This window comes from Bradyrhizobium sp. T-1 (genome assembly GCF_053592855.1).
Window position 1 is genome coordinate 4,237,403 of record NZ_CM132115.1, and the last position, 17,571, is coordinate 4,254,973.

Genomic DNA, 17,571 nt, shown 5'->3' on the forward strand with positions numbered 1-17,571 from the left:
ATCTATCCGACCGGGGTATGTCTGTCGGGCTTTCCCGGCAGGTGATCGGTGAATCAGACGTTCAATCCGGCCGTGCTCGACAAGCTGAAGCTCCGCATTCAGGCGTTACGCGCCAAAACCATCGCCAACGGCTGCACCGAGGACGAGGCGCTGTCGGCCGCCGCCAAGGTCGCCGAACTGCTGGATCGCCACGATTTGTCGCTCTCGGACGTCGAGCTGCGCGCGTCGCCGTGCGAACGGAGGGGCTACGAGACCCATCGCAAGAAGCGAATTCCCCTGGACGACTGCATCGGCGCGATCGCTCATTTCTGCGATTGTCGGGTCTGGCGCGAGAAGAACGCGGCCGGCGAGAGCAGCTATGTGTTCTTCGGTCTCGGCGCGGATGTCGAGGTCGCGCACTATCTGGCCGAATTGATCGACGGCGCCGTGCGCGCCGAGCTTGGCCGCTTCAAGACCTCGGTCGACTACGCCCGGTTCCGTCACCAGGAGCGGCATCTGGCCAATGCCTCCTTCGCGCTCGGGATGGTGGCATCGATCGCGGACAGGCTGGTGGCGATCAAGGCCAGTCGCGATCAGGTCAACGAAGGCACGGGGCGCGGGCTGGTCGTCCTCAAGACCTCGGTGGTCGATGCAGAATTCGACAAGCTCGACCTCAAGCTCCGGACCCAGCGCAGCGGTGGCCGCATGGTGTCGATGGCGGCCTATGAAGCGGGCGGCGCCGCCGGAGCGTCGCTGGCCATCAATCCCGGCCTTGGCGAGGCACAGTCACGGACCACTCCCAAGGGAAGCTGAATGCCTCGGGGAGGGGCGCGGCTCCAGCCGGAGCTGCGAGCATGGCGGTATCAGTCGTCTATGCTGCCGGCGCTCATAAAATGCAGCGTCGCTGTAATTCGGGTGTGCTGACCCAGGCCGAAAGGCTTGGGGCGAAATATGCGCAGCTCTCACCCGAGGAGCAGGCGATCGTGACCGCCGAGATCGGGCGCATCATTGCGCAGGAGCGCGATCAATGAAGCGCCGGCGCCGATCGCACAGTCAGCGCGACCGGCAGCGGCTGATGTCGCCACCGCCGGAGGCTGAAGCAGGGTCTGCCACTTAGATGGGCCTGTGCGACCGCTTGATCTCGAATCGGATTCCCAATCCGCGGCCAGCTAATCCCTGGTCACAATCTACAATTCAAAAAAACTTCCCGTCGGCTCACAAGGTCGGCGGGTTTTCTTTCCCGCTGCGCGAGTATCACATCCTGGCACAATGAACCTTAGCACGGGCTACGCTGACCAATTGGGCGCGGGGTTTTTCGCAGCACTATGCCGCCTGTATTTCAGATATGGAGGCTATTAAATGCATTTTTTTCGCTTCGCCAAATTCATTGCCCTGTTCATGCTGATGCTCGGTCTCGCTGCGCCAGCTTATGCGCAGAACAATAAGCCGATCCGATCAGGAACCTGGTATGAGGATCAAGCTAGCTTGGTCGGCGGCAGTTCGCAAACTCTTACCCTCGCGCAATCGCCGACGGATAAGTTTCTGAACATCACTCATGTCGCCTGCCTGATCTCCGTCCCAAACGGTCCCACGATTCAGCCCGTGATAGACGTTTTTCTTACCGTTGGATCGACATCTGGCGCGAACGATTTAGGCCGCAAACAGCACTTGCTCAACACGACCAATCAGGCATTCGTCAAAGCAGTTGCCTATTACACCATCATAACCGATGCAGTTTTCTTTAAAGTGGGTCCGGGACGATATCCATCGATACGAATCTCGACAGATACGGCGCAGACACCGGTTGGGTTAACCTCAGAATGCACGATCGTCGGAAACCTGACGGACGACTAGGGCGCCGGCATGGTGGAGGCCGCATCTCGTCCGGCCAGCGATCGGCGTCGAAGGCGATGTGATGCCGGGCCAAAGTCAAATTATCGATTAGTGGTGGTTTAGATCGCGCGCGAGCTACTGCGCGTCGTGGGAGTTGAAAACACAAGATCCACCGCGTGAAGCCTCACGGGTGGCGGTCAGGTCGGGCCGTGTCCTGCGGGGCAGGGGCATCTGTCGGCCGTGCCCGTTGCCGGAGGCCTGGCATTCCAAGCCTGGGGAGCGTGTCCTTGCGGGGCTCTGTGATCCAGGCGGACCGATCCTGCCTGCGATGTCCGGCTCCAGCAATGCACCGCTGCGGGCTGGTATCAACACGACGTCGCCGAGCTCCGGCTCAGTGAATTTCGTCTGTGCCCCGCGTCAGTCCGGCCAGCACCAGGAGGGCGAGGGCGGCAAGAGTGACTGCCCCTGAAACGAGTAGTGCGGTCGTCATAGGCGACGGGTCTCGGTGCTTTGTGACCCTCAAAATGAATCACGGGGACTCGCCAAAAACCACCGTGGCTAGGACCGTAGATAACGGCTGAGGCAGACGAAAAATGACAGCAATTTCAAATTGGACAGGACACCCCTTCCGCCAAATCCCCATCTAGAGGCGGCCTTTGGTGTCCTAGTTTGTTCTGACAGGTATCCTATTTCGCAGAACAGGCGAGGAGACATTTTGACCCGCCTTTACCAACCTGCGGTAGCTCGATAATGATCTTCCCGTTCAGTCTCTGGGGGAATCATGAAGCACGTTATTACTTTGGCTATATGTTTAGTCGCGTCCCCGGCCTTGGCAGCGCCACCGTATGCCTGCCACCATGACCCGGTCTGCCAAGCGAAGCGTGACGGCATTTCGGTTGGGGAGGCCAAGCGGCGTGACACTCAACGTAGCGATAGCTCTCCACATGCTTTGGCCTGCATGAAGAAGTACGGCTTCACCTTGGCCGAGTGGCACGCATACACGGTTCCCGCATCAAAAGCCGAACCTTATCGTAGATGCAGAGACGGCAGTGGATAGGAAACTAAGGAGAGGCCGCCCCAGTTGGCGGCCTTTTCATTTGCTGCTCATCGCAAGAAAGACGTCCATGCGTGGCGGGATCAGCCTGATTGGACGGCGAGGAAGCATGCAGCGTGGGCGAGAGAGTGTTGGTGCGGAAAGACCGCGATCCTTCTCTGTAGCGGCCAAGAGAGCAAGCCTCTTGGGAGCTAGCCGAGCTCGGACCTAGCTGCGATTACGCCGCTTGCAAATGAAAGAGGCCGCCCAACCAAGGCGACCTTTTTAGAAGCTCTGAATGAGCGAATAAGCGAGAGCCGTCGAAAGAACGCTCAATCCAACGATAGCGACTTTAAAAATGAGGACTGCAGTCATGCTGTGCCTCCGTCTTTGCAAATCACTTGAAGGCTACGCTTTTAATTTCAGATGACAAGCAACCGTAGATTCCATGTGCGGACTCAGTTCAATCACGATGTCGCTGACCTAACACGATTGTGTCGACCCTCAAGCAGGGTGAGCATCTGTAGGCATATACGGCGGGTAGATTTGCAATTTCTGGGAGTGCCGCAAGGTACTCCATGGGCCGCCTGCATTCCTTGCAAATTAGCGTGGGTGGATTGTCCCGCTTCATCGCCGGCACAGTAGGTTTCGAGGATGGCGGGTGCACCTCCGTTCTAATACTGGCGATTATCGGAATTCGGCAGGCCTCGATGTGTCCGTTTGAGTACGCATCCCAATACTCTACGCGGCGCCATTGCCTCCTGCTCTGGACTCAGATTTCTTCATTGGAGCCGGAATTGCTTCTATGGGGACTAGCGTGCACGGCGAAGCCGGATGCATAGTTTGCTGCCAACCTAGAGTGCTTAAGGCACTTTTTCCGATGGCTGAAGGATTCGAGCTAAAGCTATATGAATGTGCCGGCTGCGCTAGCAGCATGTGGCTCGTTACCAGAGCGTCAAGATTAGTCGCGCCAAAGGCAAACCCTCTTCCTAGAACGAACGTCACGACGATCGATGCTGCCTTAAAGGCCACTGCCTTGCGTGCTGATGGATCAAAGCTCAAGAGCCCGCCGGAAGGATCGAACGGCACGTCACCTGGGAAATTTGCGCGGAGTGCTTCAACGCCAAGCGACTCCCGTCACAAGACCCCAGTTGCCATTGACGTTCGTGCGGCGCCAACGCTGCGTTCGCATCGGCCTTAGAGCGGCGTGGGCGTCCGCGCAGCGTGAATACGACGAACACCCGCCGGTATGCGAGGATAATGGAGTCGCGGGTTCCTTGGCGATCCCGCCGCGAAATGCGGCTGCGGCACTCAGTGGCAGCTTGGAGCACCGCCGGCCCTGACGTAACCGGACGTCGACCAGCGCGATGCGATCTTTCATCGCGGATCGGCAACGCGTAACGTGATACGCATGGCATCGAGAAACCCGCCGGCTCGCAGGCCGGCGCGTTCTCGTCATCGGAGCTGGCGGCACAAGCCAGCGGGAAAAGGACCCGCCCCCGGAGTCTTTGGGAAGAACGGAGGGAGCGTCGTCGCACCCAACGCACTATGAAGGCACCCGAAGGCGGGGCCGCAAAGGACTTAAGTTATACCAACGGAGGACGACTGAAATACGTTCGCCGTTCTCCGCCAACGAGCTTAGCCACTCTCATTCAGGAGCTCAAGCTCGCGCGCGGCTTGAGGCCGCGCTGCCCGCATTTGACTTCGCCGGAACGGCCGCGCCTAGCGGCGTCGTTCCTGCAACTTCTTGGTCCCGGGCTGGGGCTGCTGCTGCAATCCCACGCGCGGGTTGATGTTGCACGTCGTGTTCCACCGGCCGTATGCCGAAGCCATGCATTGCTCCCGGGTCTCGTACATGCACTCGCCGGGCCAGCCGAGATCGTCGCCAACGACACACCAGGGATAATCGCGATCTGCGTGCGCAGCAGGCAGGGATCCCAAGAGGATCAACAGGGCCAGGACTGTGGTGCGCATCTCAATTCTCCGGATATGACTCTCAAAGAGAGCCTAGCGGGGCCGAAGCCAAACAGCAGGTCTAACCTTGGTTCCTGTGGCCCGCAGCTCACCCGAGCGGCCGGAGCACGTCAAATCACACCCGCGCCATTTGCCTATCCGGCAGCCAGGATCTGTCGGCTCCGAAAGATCCGCTCGACCAGGTAGCAGAGAAACGAAAACCAGCCCACGTTACCGGTCGCCACAAATTTGGACTGGCGATCGCGCGAGCAGGGTTGCCGATCCGGAGTGGCAAGCTGTCGTGGCTCATCTCAGATCGCACAGGAATCGGTCGTGGTGACAGTGCACTCAATTTCTGCCCGCCGAACAATGATCGATGCCGCAGTTGGAAGCTATCGATGATTTAGTGCACCGTCCCCGAAAATGTCTGATGTTGCTTGAAAAGAGCGAACGTTTCCTGCCGCCCCGGTCGAACAGTGACCGATGCGCAGTGGGACGTCATTGTAAGAAATCTAATGCACTGAAGATCACCGTAAGGGGAAGTGGCTGATCGAACGGAGAAGCATGTCGTTTGGAAAGCCGTTGCGGATTCGCTCGGGCCGGGGTGGGACCGTCTCAGTTGAGCGGCCTCGTCGATAAACGCACTATGGGGTCGGGGGCACGAGGTCACCCACAATGCCGCAGCGCGCAGTAATACTGCCGCCTCCGCCGGCAAACAACACGACGTAGGGAAATCGTCCTTGACCCATGAGCATACGCACATCGGCCTCGAATGAGTAATTGTAAGCGCTGCCAACGAACGTTCCCGGTCCGGCATTGAACCAGACGATCCTTCCGATCGTAGGCCCATTAGACGCTTGAGAAATACTGACGTAGGCCTCCGTGAGTGGAGACACACTCTCAGCATTGCAGTTGATCTTGGAAAGCATGAATAAGTTGTTCGATGGCAGTTGGCTGAAATTGACCCTGCAAAATCCGTTGATGCAAGAGGCGCCGTTGATGAAGAGATCCTCGTAATAAGTACCATAGGATATAGGCGCGGCACCGACTTGAGTCGTGACAGCAAGCGTAACGGCGGCAAGGGTAGTTCTAACAACACTAACGGACTGCATTTTCGCCTCCATGGGTGAATAGGTGCCGCGTTGCAGGGGCGTCCGCGCAAAGTGCGGTGACGTTGCACATTTAATTTCTGCCCGATGCCGCAATCGGACGACATCGTGATGATTTTGGTTCGGCGCCGTCACCGCAAATCGCAATCGGTCATCGGGGACGGCGATCGGTCTAGTCCGGCACCGATGGCGGATCGCCAGCTCGCCGGCGCCCGCCCTCGAGCCATGACGCGAGGCCTGGCGTGAGCAGTTCTCTGACGCGTGCGTCGTAAAGCGCGACGTCGTCGTCCGTCAGCACCTCCCGCCAACGGCTGTCGATCCCCTTGTTGAAGAAGCGGCGCGAGCCACCGGTGAACATCGCTTTGGTATGCGGCATCAACTCATCGCCGGCGCTTTGCATGGTTTCAAATCGTGCGGCCTCGACAAGCGCCCGCCACAGATTTTCTTCGCGCACAATGCCGAGAAATTCTGCAATCCGGCGCATTTCCCCTTCGAGATCAGCCGAGAGGTCTGAGTAGTGAACCAGCAGCACGTTCGGCCGCTTTCGTTCGGCCCAATAGCTGGCCTCGACGTCGAAATAGAACGGGTTGGGCGGTCCGTTGACAGGACCGGGCGTCACCTTCGTGGCGATCCACTGCCGAAAGAACTGTAGCGGATCGGCCGGAGGTCTTTGATAAGGCCGGCCAACGACGGGATCGTCGCGGCCGATCCCGTCGAACAGCGCAATCTGCGTTTCGTTGAAGCCTGAGTAGTGATTGTGCATGGAAAGGCCGACGTCGCGGCCGTTCCGGCCGACGTGAATGTATTTGACGTCGTCATAGAGCGGGAGACCGTCGATCGGCAGATGCGTCTTCAGGAAGCGACGATGCTGCTGGGTGGCAAGCTTTCGATGCACTTCCTCGGGGGTATGACGGAAACGAGCTTCTACCCACGGCGAGACTGCAGGGAGAGATCGGACATTCGCATCGCCGAACACCAGCGAACTGACGATCTGCTGCATCCATGTCGTGCCGCACTTGGGGGCGGTCGCAATGATGATGTCATCTTGGCGGGGCACGTAGCCGTTCCAGTAGCGGCTGTCGATGACCCACGTCCTGTATTCGCGCAGTGCCGACCGAACGAGCATGGCAACCTTCCGTTTCCACGACCGCCATCAAGGCGACGTTGGCAAGGACCCTCGCAAATCATCGATCCGCAAGCCCTGGCGGCCACCACACACGGCAGCCTAGGTGGGCGCGGAGACCTTAAAGTCGCGATCGCTGCGAGAGCATGAGAACGGCCACAAGGCAGGCTGCCGGCATACCGAACCCAAAGCAGCGCCGGCTCAGTGTGCCCGCTCGTAGTCCCGAATTTCCTGCAGCCGCGTCAGGCAATAATTCCGGTAAAGATCTTCAATGAATGCCCACATGACCCAATCCCCATTGGCTCTATCTGACGGAGGCTAGACCGGCTTTGTTTCGGGAATGCTTCGTGCAACCGGTAAGTGGGTTTCGTGGGCAACGCGCCGAAACCACAAGAACCACTGCGTGACGGCTCACGGCGGGCGGGGCCATCGAGCCGTGTCCTGCGGAGCAGGGGGCCGAACGTGATCTTGAGCGGTCGGAATTGCGGTGCCGCCGCGCACCATTGACGTGGCGGGGCCTGGCACTCCCGGCGCTCAAATCCGCAATTGGATCGGCTGCCGGGAGCATTGGGGGGCTGGAAGCCGAGCCGTGCCATGTTCGCCCTGGGGTGGCAATGGGTAGAACATCGGATTCCGGTAGTCTTACGGAATCCATTTTCGGAACGGGGTGTTCTACAAGAAGAACACCGGCGAGATTTGAGTACCGATTTGTAATTTGCCCGGGATGGCCGCAGTGGGGGCTGGAACCACCCTGCGGCCTTTCCCCGTGGCGCGCCCGTGCATCGCATTGCGCGCCGCCGTCTCTCCACCCGCTCAACCGTGATCGCATGTTCAAAAGTGGACAGAGCGACGCGCCAGGACTGACTAAGCTTGTTGGTCCCTGGTGCTCGCGCCAGGGACACCTTGAGCGGTCCCGGCATAGGGGTATGCCGGGGCCGTTCTGTTTCAGCCGTTGCTCAGTGCTTCGCCGCTCTCTCTAGGAATTCCAGCATGGAGGGCGCCACGTCCTCGAATTCGACGAAGCGACGGCGCAGCTCATCCGCGATATCCGCAGTCACATCGCGCGACCATCCCTCGGTCGTGTTGAAGGCGATGATGCGAGCTGGACGAATGTAATGGCCTTCGATCAGGTGCCGCAGCAGAGTCGCTCGATTGCTGTCCTCTTCTGCCGTTTCGGACCAGGCCCGCCCCAAACGGCCGCCGAAGTCCTCAAGCACAATGTAGACATCGCGGTTGGCCGCACTCTGCGGGACGATGGATGGAGAGTCAGCCATGAGAACGCGCTTGGCTAGAGTTCCCTTCAGGACCGAATCCTGATCTCAAACGGTCGAAAAGGCCACGGCAAAAAAGGGGTAGGTCGTGGCTCGATCCGGGCCGTACGCCAAACGGGGGCAGGGTTATCGCGCATCGGCAGACCTGTCATTCCGGGACGCCCGAAGGGCGGACCCGGAATCTCGAGATTCTCAGGTGCGCAATTGCGCACCATAGTTCGATGCTTTGCATCGCCCCGGAATGACGGGAATTGGTGGGCGCAAGGCGATATTGGGAGGAGCGCTGCCGGCAGTGCGAGCGCCATATGCGATTGCCCTCCAACGGGGGCAGCGCCTCCGCGCTGCTCCGCGCCATTTGCTTAGGCCAAGACGCAATTCCTGCACGGCAGGATCTGTCGGCTCCGACATATCCGCTCGCCCGATCGCGGAGGAGCCAAACGCACAACTACCAGCCTACGTTGCCGGGCCGCGCAAATCTGAACCGGCGATTGCGAGCGGAGCCGCCGATCAAGCCGCGAGTTGCCGCGGCTCGTCTCGGGTCGCACAAGCGCGCACAGTCGGCCGACACATTGCGCCACCGAACAGCAACATCCGGGCGCTCTGTGACATCTATCTGTAACAAGAGCGCTGCATATCGTCCTGACCAAATTGTAAATTGGGGTGGGGGATATGCGTCGTATTGTTTCTTCGAGTGTTTTGCTTGCTTCGATGTTGGCCGCGCCGGCGGCGAAAGCCGATGTCATGCTGCTGGCGATGGGGTCGCTGAGCGGAAGCAGCGCCGGCGCAAATGCGGACCTTTCGGGGTTAACCGGCACGCTGGAAAACGGGCTTCCCGCCAATGTGCTTGGCGGAATCGGGTCCGGCATCACCTATGCGGGCGGCAATACGTTCTACGCTCTGCCGGACCGCGGTCCGAACGCAACGCCCTACAATTCGAAAGTGGATGACACCGTCTCCTATATCAGCCGATATCAGACGGTGAACATGAGCCTGACGGCAACGCCGGGCGGAAGCTTGCCGTATTCGCTGACGCCGACCCTGACCAAGACGACGCTGCTCTCCAGCTCGGCGCCGCTAACTTACGGAACGGGGGCGGGTCTCGGCAACAAGATAGACGGCACCCCGCTCGGGTCCGGTGCGCCGGCGCAGAATACGAGCAGCACCTATTATTTCACGGGTCGTTCCGACAATTTCGGCCCCGGGAATTCCGGAAATCCCAGCAATGCCCGGCTCGATCCGGAGTCCATTCGCGTGTCGCCGGACGGCAAGAGTGTCTATGTCTCCGACGAGTACGGCCCCTACGTTCGTCAGTTTGACAACAGCACCGGCAAGCTGGTCCAGACCTTCACCTTGCCGAGCAACCTCGACGTATCGAAACTCTCTCCAGTGGGAAGTACCGAGATCAGCGGCAACACGTCCGGCCGGACGGCGAACAAGGGCATGGAGGGGCTTGCGCTCACGCCGGATGGAAAGACGCTGGTGGGCATCATGCAGGCGCCGCTGATTCAGGACGCGACGGGTGCCTCAAAAAACACCGTACGCATCGTCACGATCGACGTCGCGACCCACGCAACGCATGAATACGCCTACAACCTGACGACCGGCAGCGGAGTGAGCGAGATCGTCGCGCTGAATGACCACCAATTCCTGGTCGACGAGCGGGACGGCAAGGGCCTCGGCGATGGCAGTGCGGCCAAGGTGAAGCAGCTTTTCATCATCGACATCAAGGGAGCCACTGAAGTCTCGAGCCTGAGCGGCTCGGCTCTGGCGGCCGCTGCCGTGACGAAGTCGGGTCCGTTCCTGGACATCGTGTCCGCGCTCGGAGCCCACGGCATTCCGAACACCCAGGTGCCGTCGAAGATCGAAGGCCTCACCTTCGGCCAGGACGTCACGGTCAACGGCCAGGTCGAGCACACGCTGTGGGTCGCCAACGATAACGACTTCGTTCCGGCGACGTCGGGCCCGAACATGTTCTACGTGTTTGGCTTCACCGACGCCGATCTGGCCAAATACGGCGCCAGCTTCACGCCGGAGCAGATCGCCGCCGTTCCGGAGGCATCGACCTGGGCGATGATGATTGCGGGCTTTTTCGGAATTGGCCTACTTGCCTCCCGGCGTCGGAAGCGGCCGGCCTTGGCCTGAATCCAGTTTTGCGAATGTAAGAAAGGCCGCCTTCGGGCGGCCTTTTCATGTCCACCCGTTTGGGGTGCTCTTGGCTCCAACCGAGCCGCGCGCCTGCGTGAGCGTCAGCTCTTTGGATCTGCGCCCTTCAGTGCGTCCCACGCGGCTTTGTTTGCCTGATCGAACGATTTCCGGGATTCGGCGAGCGCGGCGCTCAGGACCGACCAGGATTCGCTGCCAGCCTGTTTCACCTTCTGCAAGCGCGCCTCGGCCTCGGACGCGTCAGATTTCATTTGCGCGAGCGCGGCATCGAGATCGACGGTGCGGGCCGCCGCCACCTTGCCTGCGGCCTCACGGAATTTGTCAGCCGCTTCGCGCCAGGCCTTGCCCTGTGCAGCAGCAAGATCCCTGAACGTGGACTGCTGCAGCTCGAGCTGTTTGCCGGCGCCTTCGAAGTAGGTCTTCACTTGCGCCTCGAATGCAGCCCATTGCCTTTCAAGGTCCGTCCTGGCGCTCGCCCACGCGGCTTCACCTGCTTCCGCCTGCGTCTTGAGCCGCGCTTGAAACGCGTCGCGGTGCTTCGTCAGATCGGACAGGAGCTGATCCGTCTTGACCTTGGACTCAGCCTTGGCCTGGCCGGTTTTGACCTCGAACGAGGCCAATGCAGCGTCCATTTCGTCGATCCGCTCTTTGGCCCAATTGAGGTAAAAATGCATGCTGCTCTGCTGTGACATGGCCGTCTCCATTAACTTGCCGGAGCCATGATCACAGAGCCTGGGTTTGGCTGTATTGACCTGTCTCAATGAGGTCCTACAGCAAGCGACCGCCAGCGGCTCATAATGCACCCCCGACAGCTGAGGCGACACGATAGCGATGCCCGCCGGTTCACTGGCGGACGTCGCTTCAGAAGCCGGAATCCGTGCCTTATTGAATCGGGGTGACCAGATCCCCGACGATGCCACAGTTCATCTGGATATTGGCGTTGACGAAGCTCGAGGTCATCACCTGAATGTACGGAAAGCGTCCCTGTCCGATCAGGAAGCGGGCATCCGCCTCAATCGAGTAGAAGTAAAGGTTTGCGGCGAAAAGGGCTGGCCCCGGATTGAAATTGACGCCTCGTCCGATAGGCCAGCCACCCGATGCCGTTGAAGCGCTGACCAGAGCCGTTGCAAGAGGTTGAGTGCTGTTCACGGAGCAGTTGACTTTCGAAAGCATGAACAGGCGATCTGAGGGCAGTTGCGAGAAGTTCACCTGGCATGAGATGTTTCCGCTACAAGTCGTGCCGAGCTGAAGTTGGTCGTAGGAGGTGCCATAGCGGACGGGGTCCGCCGCCATGGCCTGCGAACAGATGATGAGTGTTGAGGCGATAGCAGTGAAATTGGCGAAAGGAGCAAAACGCATTTTCGACCCCCAATGAGGAAAATAGGTGCCGCATCTTCGGCGCTATCTGAGGGGGCGTGTGTAACTTGGTCCGGACGAGGCGCGCATCAACCGCACGGCTGAGGCAGACATGGTCGCCGTCGGCGAGGGGAAGGCCGGGCGGGACGGGGCTGATTGATTTCGGAATAATCGTATTTTGCCACTGTTTTGCCCGACGAGGCTGGGCAAGAATTGGTTATTGGCGGCCTCAGGTCGGAACGGACCGGCCGATTGCGAGCCGCGGCGGGATATTTGTCCAAAATATCTCTGGAGCAAGCTGGATGGGCTGCAGGAGGGCTGCGAGGATACATCGGCAAGCGGCAAGCGTCTTTGCGAGCGCAGCCAGAAATCCGTCAAATCCAAGGATGTTGAGCGCACGAGTGAAGTTGTAGCAGAGGGCCATCAGGCCCCATTCGCCGCGGACCTTGTCGAAGCCGCGGACCAGGAAATGACGATAGCCGGCACGGCATTTGAGCGTGCCAAACGGATGCTCGACAATCCCCGAACGACGGCGCATCAGCTCGCCCGCGCCCTGCATCCGTGCGCGGTGACGTTCGAGAACATCTTCATGCTCCCAGCGACCAATGGTCCGACAGGCGGTGGTCGGTGAGAGACAGCGGACCTTGAGCGGGCAGCTCCTGCAGATTGCTGCACGGGCTGCGTAGCGGATCTCGATGCGGCCGCTGGTGTTCTTTTGCCTGCTCTTGAACGGATGCAGCGATTGGCCCGCGGGACAACGATAGGTGTCGGTTACGCCGTCATAATTGAACTCCTTGAGCGCAAAGCGGCCTTGCTTCTCGAGCCGCGCGTTACCTTCGGGCAGCGGCACATAGGCAATGATACCCTCGTCCTCGCAGGCCTTCAGTTCGACACTGCTGTAATAGCCCTCATCGGCCAGCGCCTGCAGCGTCTCGGCTCCAAGAGCCTCTTTGGCCGCCTTGGCCATCGCAGAGAGCTGTCGAACATCACTGCTGTCGTTGACTACCTCACTCGCGACAATGAGCTTGTGCTTGTCGTCAACCGCGGCCTGCACATTGTAGCCTGCAATGCCCTGACCGTTCTTGACCAGAAGCCGGGCGTCCGGATCTGTCAGCGACATTTGTGTCTCGCCATTCTCTTCCAGCCGAGCGAGATCGGCCTCGGCACGCGAACGCTTCGCCATCAGCGCCGCAACCTTCGCGCCGATATCGCCGCCATCTCCTCGGCCATCCCCGCCCGCGCGATCCTTCCCAGGCTTCCTGGCTTCTGCTGCATCATTGTCTTCGAGAGACTTGCGGTAAGCCTCGATCTCCTGGTCCAGCCTTGCGATCTGGTCGCCGAGCCGCTTGCGCGTGAAGATGGAAGCCTTGCTAGCGTCGCCATGGAACAGGGAGCCATCGATCGCAACGATCGTGCCGCCGACAAGCCCAAGCTTCCGAGCCAGCAGCACGAAGCTCCGGTTCGCTGCCTTCAGGGCCTTCCAGTTCTCCTTGCGGAAGTTGGCGATCGTCCGATAACCCGGCTTCAGTCCCTTCAGCAGCCAGATCAGCTCCAGATTGCGGCCAACTTCTCGCTCCAGCCGGCGCGACGACCTGACCTGGTTGATGTAGCCGTAAAGATAGAGCTTCAGCAGATCGGCAGGATCGTACGGCGGCTGCCCCACTTCCTCGGAGCCACGATCCGCGTGCCCGAAGCCAAGCTTTGCAAGATCGAGCGCGCAAACGAAGCTCTCGATCGCCCGGACCGGATTGTCCGGCCCGACATAGTCCTCAATCCGCGCAGGAAGAAGACTGGGTTGCTCCCGGCTCTCGCCGGTCTTGAATGTGCGATTCGCCATAAGACGAATCCTACATCAACTCCCAGAAAACAACGTTCTTGCCCAGCCTCGACGTGTCAAATGGCTTGTTGCGGACGTCCAGGATGGGGCGGGTAAGTCTTTGATCCGACACGCGCGGGCTACTGTGCATGGGGTTGTTTTTGGGTTCCGTGGGGGCCCTCCGGCGGAACCTTTTCCTCACCGCGGCGTTATTACCGCATGACAGAAGATGTTTCCTTCCGACGTAAACCCCTGACCCCTGAACAGCGCCAGGCGCGCGATGCGGCACGCCGGGTCGAGGCCGAGAAGGCCATGCGTGATCATGAGGAAGCGCAGAAGGCCTTTTATGCCAACCGCGAACGGCTGAGAGCCGAGCGGCTGGCCCGCGAGGCGGCAGCGGCCAAGAGCTGACAAGACAAGAGCTGACAAGACGGGATCGGTCAGACATCCCCAACCTGCTTCACCAAAGCGCCTCCGGTCCAAGACCGGGGCGCGCTTGTTATGCGTCTGGGCGGCTCCGGGCCCGACCGGTGGCTTGACGGCGTCCGCCTTCGGTTGGAAGATTCAAACAGTCCTCAATTGACGAGAAACCACGGAGACGTTCGCCTCCCATCCAGATCCCATCAGCGCAAGGCAAATGGAGCTGACCATGACCACGTTCGACAAGCGCGAGCAGGGCTTTGAGGCCAAATTCGCCCACGACGAGGAGCTCATGTTCAAGGCCGCGGCCCGGTCGAACAAGCTGCTCGGGATGTGGGCCGCAAGCCAGCTCGGGCTCAGCGGTGATGCCGCGTCCGCCTACGCGACGGCGCTGGTCACGGACAATCTGAGCAACCAGACGATGGACGAGACCCTGAGCAAGGTGTCGAGCGACCTCGCCGCCAAGGGGATTTCGCGCGAGCAGGTCGCGCAAAAGCTCCAGGAGTGCCTGCACGAGGCGCTGGCGCAGGTCGAGGCCGCATCGCGCCAGGGCAGTTAGCTTGGCGCAAGCGCTTCACTCGGCATGCTTGCGCGTGGTCGCGTCACTGAACCTGTCGACGAAAGCGATGCCGATCGCCGACGCGACGAAGGTGATGTGGATCAGCACCTGCCACATCACGCCGTTCTCGGTGAGGCTGGCGCGGTTCGAGCCGAGATTGCCGGCCTCGATGAAGGTGCGCAGCAGCGCGATCGAGGAGATGCCGATGATCGCCATCGCGAGCTTGATCTTGAGCACGCTGGCGTTGACGTGGCCGAGCCACTCCGGCTCGTCGGGATGGCCCTGGAGATCGAGCCGGGACACGAAGGTCTCGTAGCCGCCGACGATCACCATCACCAGCAGGTTGGAGATCATCACGACGTCGATCAGCGCCAGCACGCTCATCATGATCTCCTGCTCGGTCAGATCGAGCGCGTGCGAAGCGAGGTGCCAGAGCTCCTTGAGGAACAGCACGATATAAACGCACTGCGCCACGATCAGCCCGAGATAGAGCGGCAGCTGCAGCCAGCGCGAACCGAAGATGATCATCGGCAACAGGCCGAGCCGCGGCGAGGGCGGGCGGGGACCGGTCGTGGTTTCAGGCTCTGCCGACATTCAACACCCGCGCATCGAGAGATCTCGTCCTCATGTACCCCGTCACGTGGGCAGGTGGAAGACGGGGCGTCCGTTCAGCATCTGTGGATCGCGATCGTCTCGTGCTATCGTGCCGCAGATCGGACGGCGGGAAGCCGAGGAGAGGCGGACGGTGCTGCGCATCGGCTCTGGCAAAAGGCACAGTAGGCTTGCCGACGCGAGCGCGGTGATCCTTGTCATCGCTCTTGGCACCGGCAGCGCCACGCCGGCATCGGCGACACCGCTGACGCCATTCCGCTTTGAGGCGCAGGCCCAGCGCCATTGCCCTGGCGACAAGGTGGTGTGGCTGGATTTCAGGAAGGGCGTCTACTACCGCAAGGGGCAGAAGCTCTATGGCCAGGGGTTCGACGGCAGCTTCGTCTGCCTGACTGAAGCCCGCGACAGCCTCTATCGCAGCTCGCCGTTCGGCCTGCGCTGAACGCTGCAGGCCCGAGCACCGAGCGTCGCTATTTCTGCTTCGGCAGCGTCACTGGAACGTGCGGGGAGGTGCTGATGACCCGGGGACTTCCGTCTGGATAGGTCCGGCCGCCGCGGATCAGCGATTCCAGAACGAGGAAGAATTTCTCGGCAAGCATATGCGTCACCTTCGTTGGTGTGGCCTCTTGAAATCTGAGTCGAGGCGCCGGACGCGGAAATTCAATCAACTAAACGGGAGCGGGTCATCCCGCTGCGAACGTACATGCTGCGTTGCAGTGGCGCAGCGATCTGAAACCAGGAAAATATCAAGTGAGGATTAGCCGAAGGCCAACGCCACGAGGCTCGAGCAGAGCAGCACCAGGCCGCCAGCGGTCAAAGCCAGAAAGCCATCGGATACGAGGTCATGTTTGCGCATGTGACACCTGCTGCTCTCGTCCTCGATGCTCGATCGGATCGATTAAAATTGTCCGAACGTGCCGTCCTGAAGAGGTGATGCAATGTCGCCCGCGCCAGTGCCCTCAGGCCCTCGTGCGGTAGCCTTCAAACGCATGGGCCAGGAAGATCCCCGCGCTTACCAGACCCATCAGTGCCGAAACCGTCTCGATCATCGTTAAATTCCAATCCCGCCCCTACACGCGAGAAGACGCGGGCGGCCCTGCACAGTCAAAAGAATTCCGGTGAAGCCAGCGATATCGGGGGTGGAGTGAGCTTTTGGCGCAACAGCTTGTGCGGGACTGGCACAGACGAGGCGGTGCTGGAGGCCCCGTGCTCCGTAGATCAACGGAGAATGCCGAACGTCTTGTTTACCATCCCGGCGTGAACGCTGCAGGCTCCCCATTTCCGCCGTGTTCGGGTTGCGTTATCCTTACCGCGTCTGAGACGGTGGTGGGCCGCCTCGGAGCTCGAGGTCCGGAAGGCGCTCCCCGTAGGTAAGCGGGTTGGGGCGGTCTCCGGCGAAATGGTATTTGGGGCGAATGGGGATCCGACGGTCAGATTCGGTGGTGCGGGCCGCGCGGTGTGTTGCGGTGGTCGCCAGCTGCCTCGCGCTCGCCAATTGCGCTTCGTCCAACAAGTTCGCCAGCCGGGTCGATCCCAAATACGGCGTGTCTTCGAGCCCGCGCGTCGTGGCCTGGGGCGATCCCGTCCCCAAGGGTGGCGGCACCTATCGCGTCGGCAAGCCCTATGTGGTGGCGGGCCGGACCTACGTGCCGGAGGAGGACGTCAACTACCGTGCCGAGGGCATGGCGTCCTGGTACGGCGACGATTTCCACGGCCGCCAGACTGCCAATGGCGAAGTGTTCGACATGGGCTCGCTGACGGCGGCGCATCCGACCCTGCCGATGCCGTCCTATGCGCGGGTGACCAACCTATCCAACGGCAAGTCGCTGATCGTCCGCGTCAATGACCGCGGGCCCTATCACGGCAACCGCCTCATCGACGTCTCGAACAAAGCCGCCGAACTGCTTGAATTCAAAGGCAATGGCGTCGCCAGGGTTCGTGTCGAATATGTCGGCCGGGCGCCACTCGAAGGCTCCGACGACCGCCAGCTGATAGCGACCTTGCGCACCGGCGTTCCGGCGCCGTCGCCCTCGATGGTCCGGGTTGCCTCGGCGAGGCCGTTCGTGCCGGAGCTGCCGTCGTCGGGCCGCGGGGCCATCCGCGGCGAAGTCCCGATGCCGGAGGGCAGGCCCTACAGCCTCGGCAACTCCTCGGCCGACGTCGCCTCGATCAACGCGACCTCGGAGATGTCGGCCTCGAGCCGTGGCCGCGGCCGCGCGCTCCAGAACGCCCGGCAGGTGTCCTATGACGAGGGCGGCCGCTACGTCCCCGACGGGGGAGCTGCCGCCTCGGATGACGGCGCGGCCGAAGCCCGCAGCATCCTGACCGGCCGCGGCCTGTACTGATC

The 17,571-nt window shown here is 60.8% G+C and carries 16 protein-coding genes and 2 pseudogenes; 9 read left to right on the forward strand and 9 right to left on the reverse strand.

The features are described 5' to 3' along the window. Positions 1–48 precede the first annotated feature (48 nt). From ACWAT4_RS20410 to ACWAT4_RS20420, 3 genes are all read left to right on the forward strand, one after another. Entirely contained in the window at positions 49–792 is a 744-nt protein-coding gene (locus ACWAT4_RS20410) for a DUF7168 domain-containing protein (protein ID WP_449727894.1), read from the forward strand. Between the two features lie 41 nt (positions 793–833). After that, positions 834–1,010, forward strand: coding sequence for a hypothetical protein (locus tag ACWAT4_RS20415; RefSeq protein ID WP_449727895.1), 177 nt, complete (start codon positions 834–836; stop codon positions 1,008–1,010). A 328-nt stretch (positions 1,011–1,338) separates the two neighbouring features. Further along, a complete protein-coding gene (locus ACWAT4_RS20420; protein ID WP_449727896.1) occupies positions 1,339–1,833 on the forward strand; it encodes a hypothetical protein in 495 nt (164 codons plus the stop codon). Positions 1,834–4,567: 2,734 nt separating this feature from the next. Here the strand turns inward: ACWAT4_RS20420 and ACWAT4_RS20425 are convergent. The 4 genes from ACWAT4_RS20425 to ACWAT4_RS20440 form a co-directional block, all read right to left on the reverse strand. Then, positions 4,568–4,819, reverse strand: coding sequence for a DUF3551 domain-containing protein (locus ACWAT4_RS20425; RefSeq protein ID WP_212302288.1), 252 nt, complete (start codon positions 4,817–4,819; stop codon positions 4,568–4,570). 623 nt (positions 4,820–5,442) lie between these two features. After that, positions 5,443–5,910 (reverse strand): hypothetical protein, encoded by a 468-nt coding sequence (locus ACWAT4_RS20430; protein WP_212427472.1) that lies wholly within the window; start codon positions 5,908–5,910, stop codon positions 5,443–5,445. A gap of 169 nt (positions 5,911–6,079) precedes the next feature. Beyond that, complete coding sequence (locus ACWAT4_RS20435) at positions 6,080–7,033, reverse strand: sulfotransferase domain-containing protein (RefSeq protein WP_212427471.1); 954 nt, start codon at positions 7,031–7,033, stop codon at positions 6,080–6,082. Between the two features lie 953 nt (positions 7,034–7,986). Next, a complete protein-coding gene (locus ACWAT4_RS20440) occupies positions 7,987–8,304 on the reverse strand; it encodes a hypothetical protein (RefSeq protein ID WP_212302285.1) in 318 nt (105 codons plus the stop codon). A gap of 750 nt (positions 8,305–9,054) precedes the next feature. Between ACWAT4_RS20440 and ACWAT4_RS20445 the strand changes: the two are divergent. Both ACWAT4_RS20445 and ACWAT4_RS20450 read left to right on the forward strand, forming a co-directional pair. Beyond that, positions 9,055–10,185: pseudogene (locus ACWAT4_RS20445) on the forward strand (esterase-like activity of phytase family protein); the annotation flags it as partial. Between the two features lie 156 nt (positions 10,186–10,341). Further along, a pseudogene (locus ACWAT4_RS20450) lies at positions 10,342–10,443 on the forward strand (PEP-CTERM sorting domain-containing protein); the annotation flags it as partial. A gap of 104 nt (positions 10,444–10,547) precedes the next feature. On the opposite strand, the gene ACWAT4_RS20455 reads toward ACWAT4_RS20450, so the two are convergent. The 3 genes from ACWAT4_RS20455 to ACWAT4_RS20465 all read right to left on the reverse strand — a co-directional run bounded on the left by ACWAT4_RS20455 (position 10,548) and on the right by ACWAT4_RS20465 (position 13,657). Then, positions 10,548–11,156 carry a sll1863 family stress response protein gene (locus ACWAT4_RS20455; protein ID WP_449731237.1) on the reverse strand — a complete coding sequence of 203 codons (609 nt, stop codon included), beginning with the start codon at positions 11,154–11,156 and terminating at the stop codon, positions 10,548–10,550. A gap of 190 nt (positions 11,157–11,346) precedes the next feature. Beyond that, a complete protein-coding gene (locus ACWAT4_RS20460; RefSeq protein ID WP_449727897.1) occupies positions 11,347–11,823 on the reverse strand; it encodes a hypothetical protein in 477 nt (158 codons plus the stop codon). A gap of 226 nt (positions 11,824–12,049) precedes the next feature. Beyond that, positions 12,050–13,657 (reverse strand): IS1182 family transposase, encoded by a 1,608-nt coding sequence (locus tag ACWAT4_RS20465; protein ID WP_449727898.1) that lies wholly within the window; start codon positions 13,655–13,657, stop codon positions 12,050–12,052. Positions 13,658–13,855: 198 nt separating this feature from the next. On the opposite strand from ACWAT4_RS20465, the gene ACWAT4_RS20470 reads away from it, so the two are divergent. After that, positions 13,856–14,047, forward strand: a complete 192-nt coding sequence (locus ACWAT4_RS20470; RefSeq protein ID WP_212302282.1) for a hypothetical protein — start codon at positions 13,856–13,858, stop codon at positions 14,045–14,047. 238 nt (positions 14,048–14,285) lie between these two features. Next, positions 14,286–14,615 carry a DUF1476 domain-containing protein gene (locus ACWAT4_RS20475; RefSeq protein WP_212302281.1) on the forward strand — a complete coding sequence of 110 codons (330 nt, stop codon included), beginning with the start codon at positions 14,286–14,288 and terminating at the stop codon, positions 14,613–14,615. 15 nt (positions 14,616–14,630) lie between these two features. Here the strand turns inward: ACWAT4_RS20475 and ACWAT4_RS20480 are convergent, their stop codons facing one another. Beyond that, on the reverse strand, positions 14,631–15,209 hold the full coding sequence (locus ACWAT4_RS20480) for a TIGR00645 family protein (RefSeq protein ID WP_212302280.1): 579 nt from the start codon (positions 15,207–15,209) through the stop codon (positions 14,631–14,633). Positions 15,210–15,414: 205 nt separating this feature from the next. Here ACWAT4_RS20480 and ACWAT4_RS20485 point away from each other — a divergent pair, with 205 nt between their 5' ends. Next, a complete protein-coding gene (locus ACWAT4_RS20485) occupies positions 15,415–15,666 on the forward strand; it encodes a hypothetical protein (RefSeq protein ID WP_349630176.1) in 252 nt (83 codons plus the stop codon). A gap of 28 nt (positions 15,667–15,694) precedes the next feature. Here ACWAT4_RS20485 and ACWAT4_RS20490 read toward each other — a convergent pair whose 3' ends face one another. Then, positions 15,695–15,823 (reverse strand): hypothetical protein, encoded by a 129-nt coding sequence (locus ACWAT4_RS20490; protein WP_283841428.1) that lies wholly within the window; start codon positions 15,821–15,823, stop codon positions 15,695–15,697. 816 nt (positions 15,824–16,639) lie between these two features. On the opposite strand from ACWAT4_RS20490, the gene ACWAT4_RS20495 reads away from it, so the two are divergent. Next, positions 16,640–17,569 carry a septal ring lytic transglycosylase RlpA family protein gene (locus tag ACWAT4_RS20495; RefSeq protein WP_212302278.1) on the forward strand — a complete coding sequence of 310 codons (930 nt, stop codon included), beginning with the start codon at positions 16,640–16,642 and terminating at the stop codon, positions 17,567–17,569. The last annotated feature ends 2 nt before the right edge of the window (positions 17,570–17,571 follow it).

Coding starts and splice junctions, on each gene's coding strand:
- ACWAT4_RS20475 (WP_212302281.1), top strand. CDS start 14,286: ATGACCACGTTCGACAAGCGCGAGCAGGGCTTTGAGGCCAAATTCGCC.
- ACWAT4_RS20495 (WP_212302278.1), top strand. CDS start 16,640: ATGGGGATCCGACGGTCAGATTCGGTGGTGCGGGCCGCGCGGTGTGTT.
- ACWAT4_RS20480 (WP_212302280.1), bottom strand. CDS start 15,209: ATGTCGGCAGAGCCTGAAACCACGACCGGTCCCCGCCCGCCCTCGCCG.
- ACWAT4_RS20460 (WP_449727897.1), bottom strand. CDS start 11,823: ATGCGTTTTGCTCCTTTCGCCAATTTCACTGCTATCGCCTCAACACTC.
- ACWAT4_RS20415 (WP_449727895.1), top strand. CDS start 834: ATGGCGGTATCAGTCGTCTATGCTGCCGGCGCTCATAAAATGCAGCGT.
- ACWAT4_RS20425 (WP_212302288.1), bottom strand. CDS start 4,819: ATGCGCACCACAGTCCTGGCCCTGTTGATCCTCTTGGGATCCCTGCCT.
- ACWAT4_RS20490 (WP_283841428.1), bottom strand. CDS start 15,823: ATGCTTGCCGAGAAATTCTTCCTCGTTCTGGAATCGCTGATCCGCGGC.
- ACWAT4_RS20430 (WP_212427472.1), bottom strand. CDS start 5,910: ATGCAGTCCGTTAGTGTTGTTAGAACTACCCTTGCCGCCGTTACGCTT.
- ACWAT4_RS20470 (WP_212302282.1), top strand. CDS start 13,856: ATGACAGAAGATGTTTCCTTCCGACGTAAACCCCTGACCCCTGAACAG.
- ACWAT4_RS20420 (WP_449727896.1), top strand. CDS start 1,339: ATGCATTTTTTTCGCTTCGCCAAATTCATTGCCCTGTTCATGCTGATG.
- ACWAT4_RS20465 (WP_449727898.1), bottom strand. CDS start 13,657: ATGGCGAATCGCACATTCAAGACCGGCGAGAGCCGGGAGCAACCCAGT.
- ACWAT4_RS20440 (WP_212302285.1), bottom strand. CDS start 8,304: ATGGCTGACTCTCCATCCATCGTCCCGCAGAGTGCGGCCAACCGCGAT.
- ACWAT4_RS20435 (WP_212427471.1), bottom strand. CDS start 7,033: ATGCTCGTTCGGTCGGCACTGCGCGAATACAGGACGTGGGTCATCGAC.
- ACWAT4_RS20455 (WP_449731237.1), bottom strand. CDS start 11,156: ATGTCACAGCAGAGCAGCATGCATTTTTACCTCAATTGGGCCAAAGAG.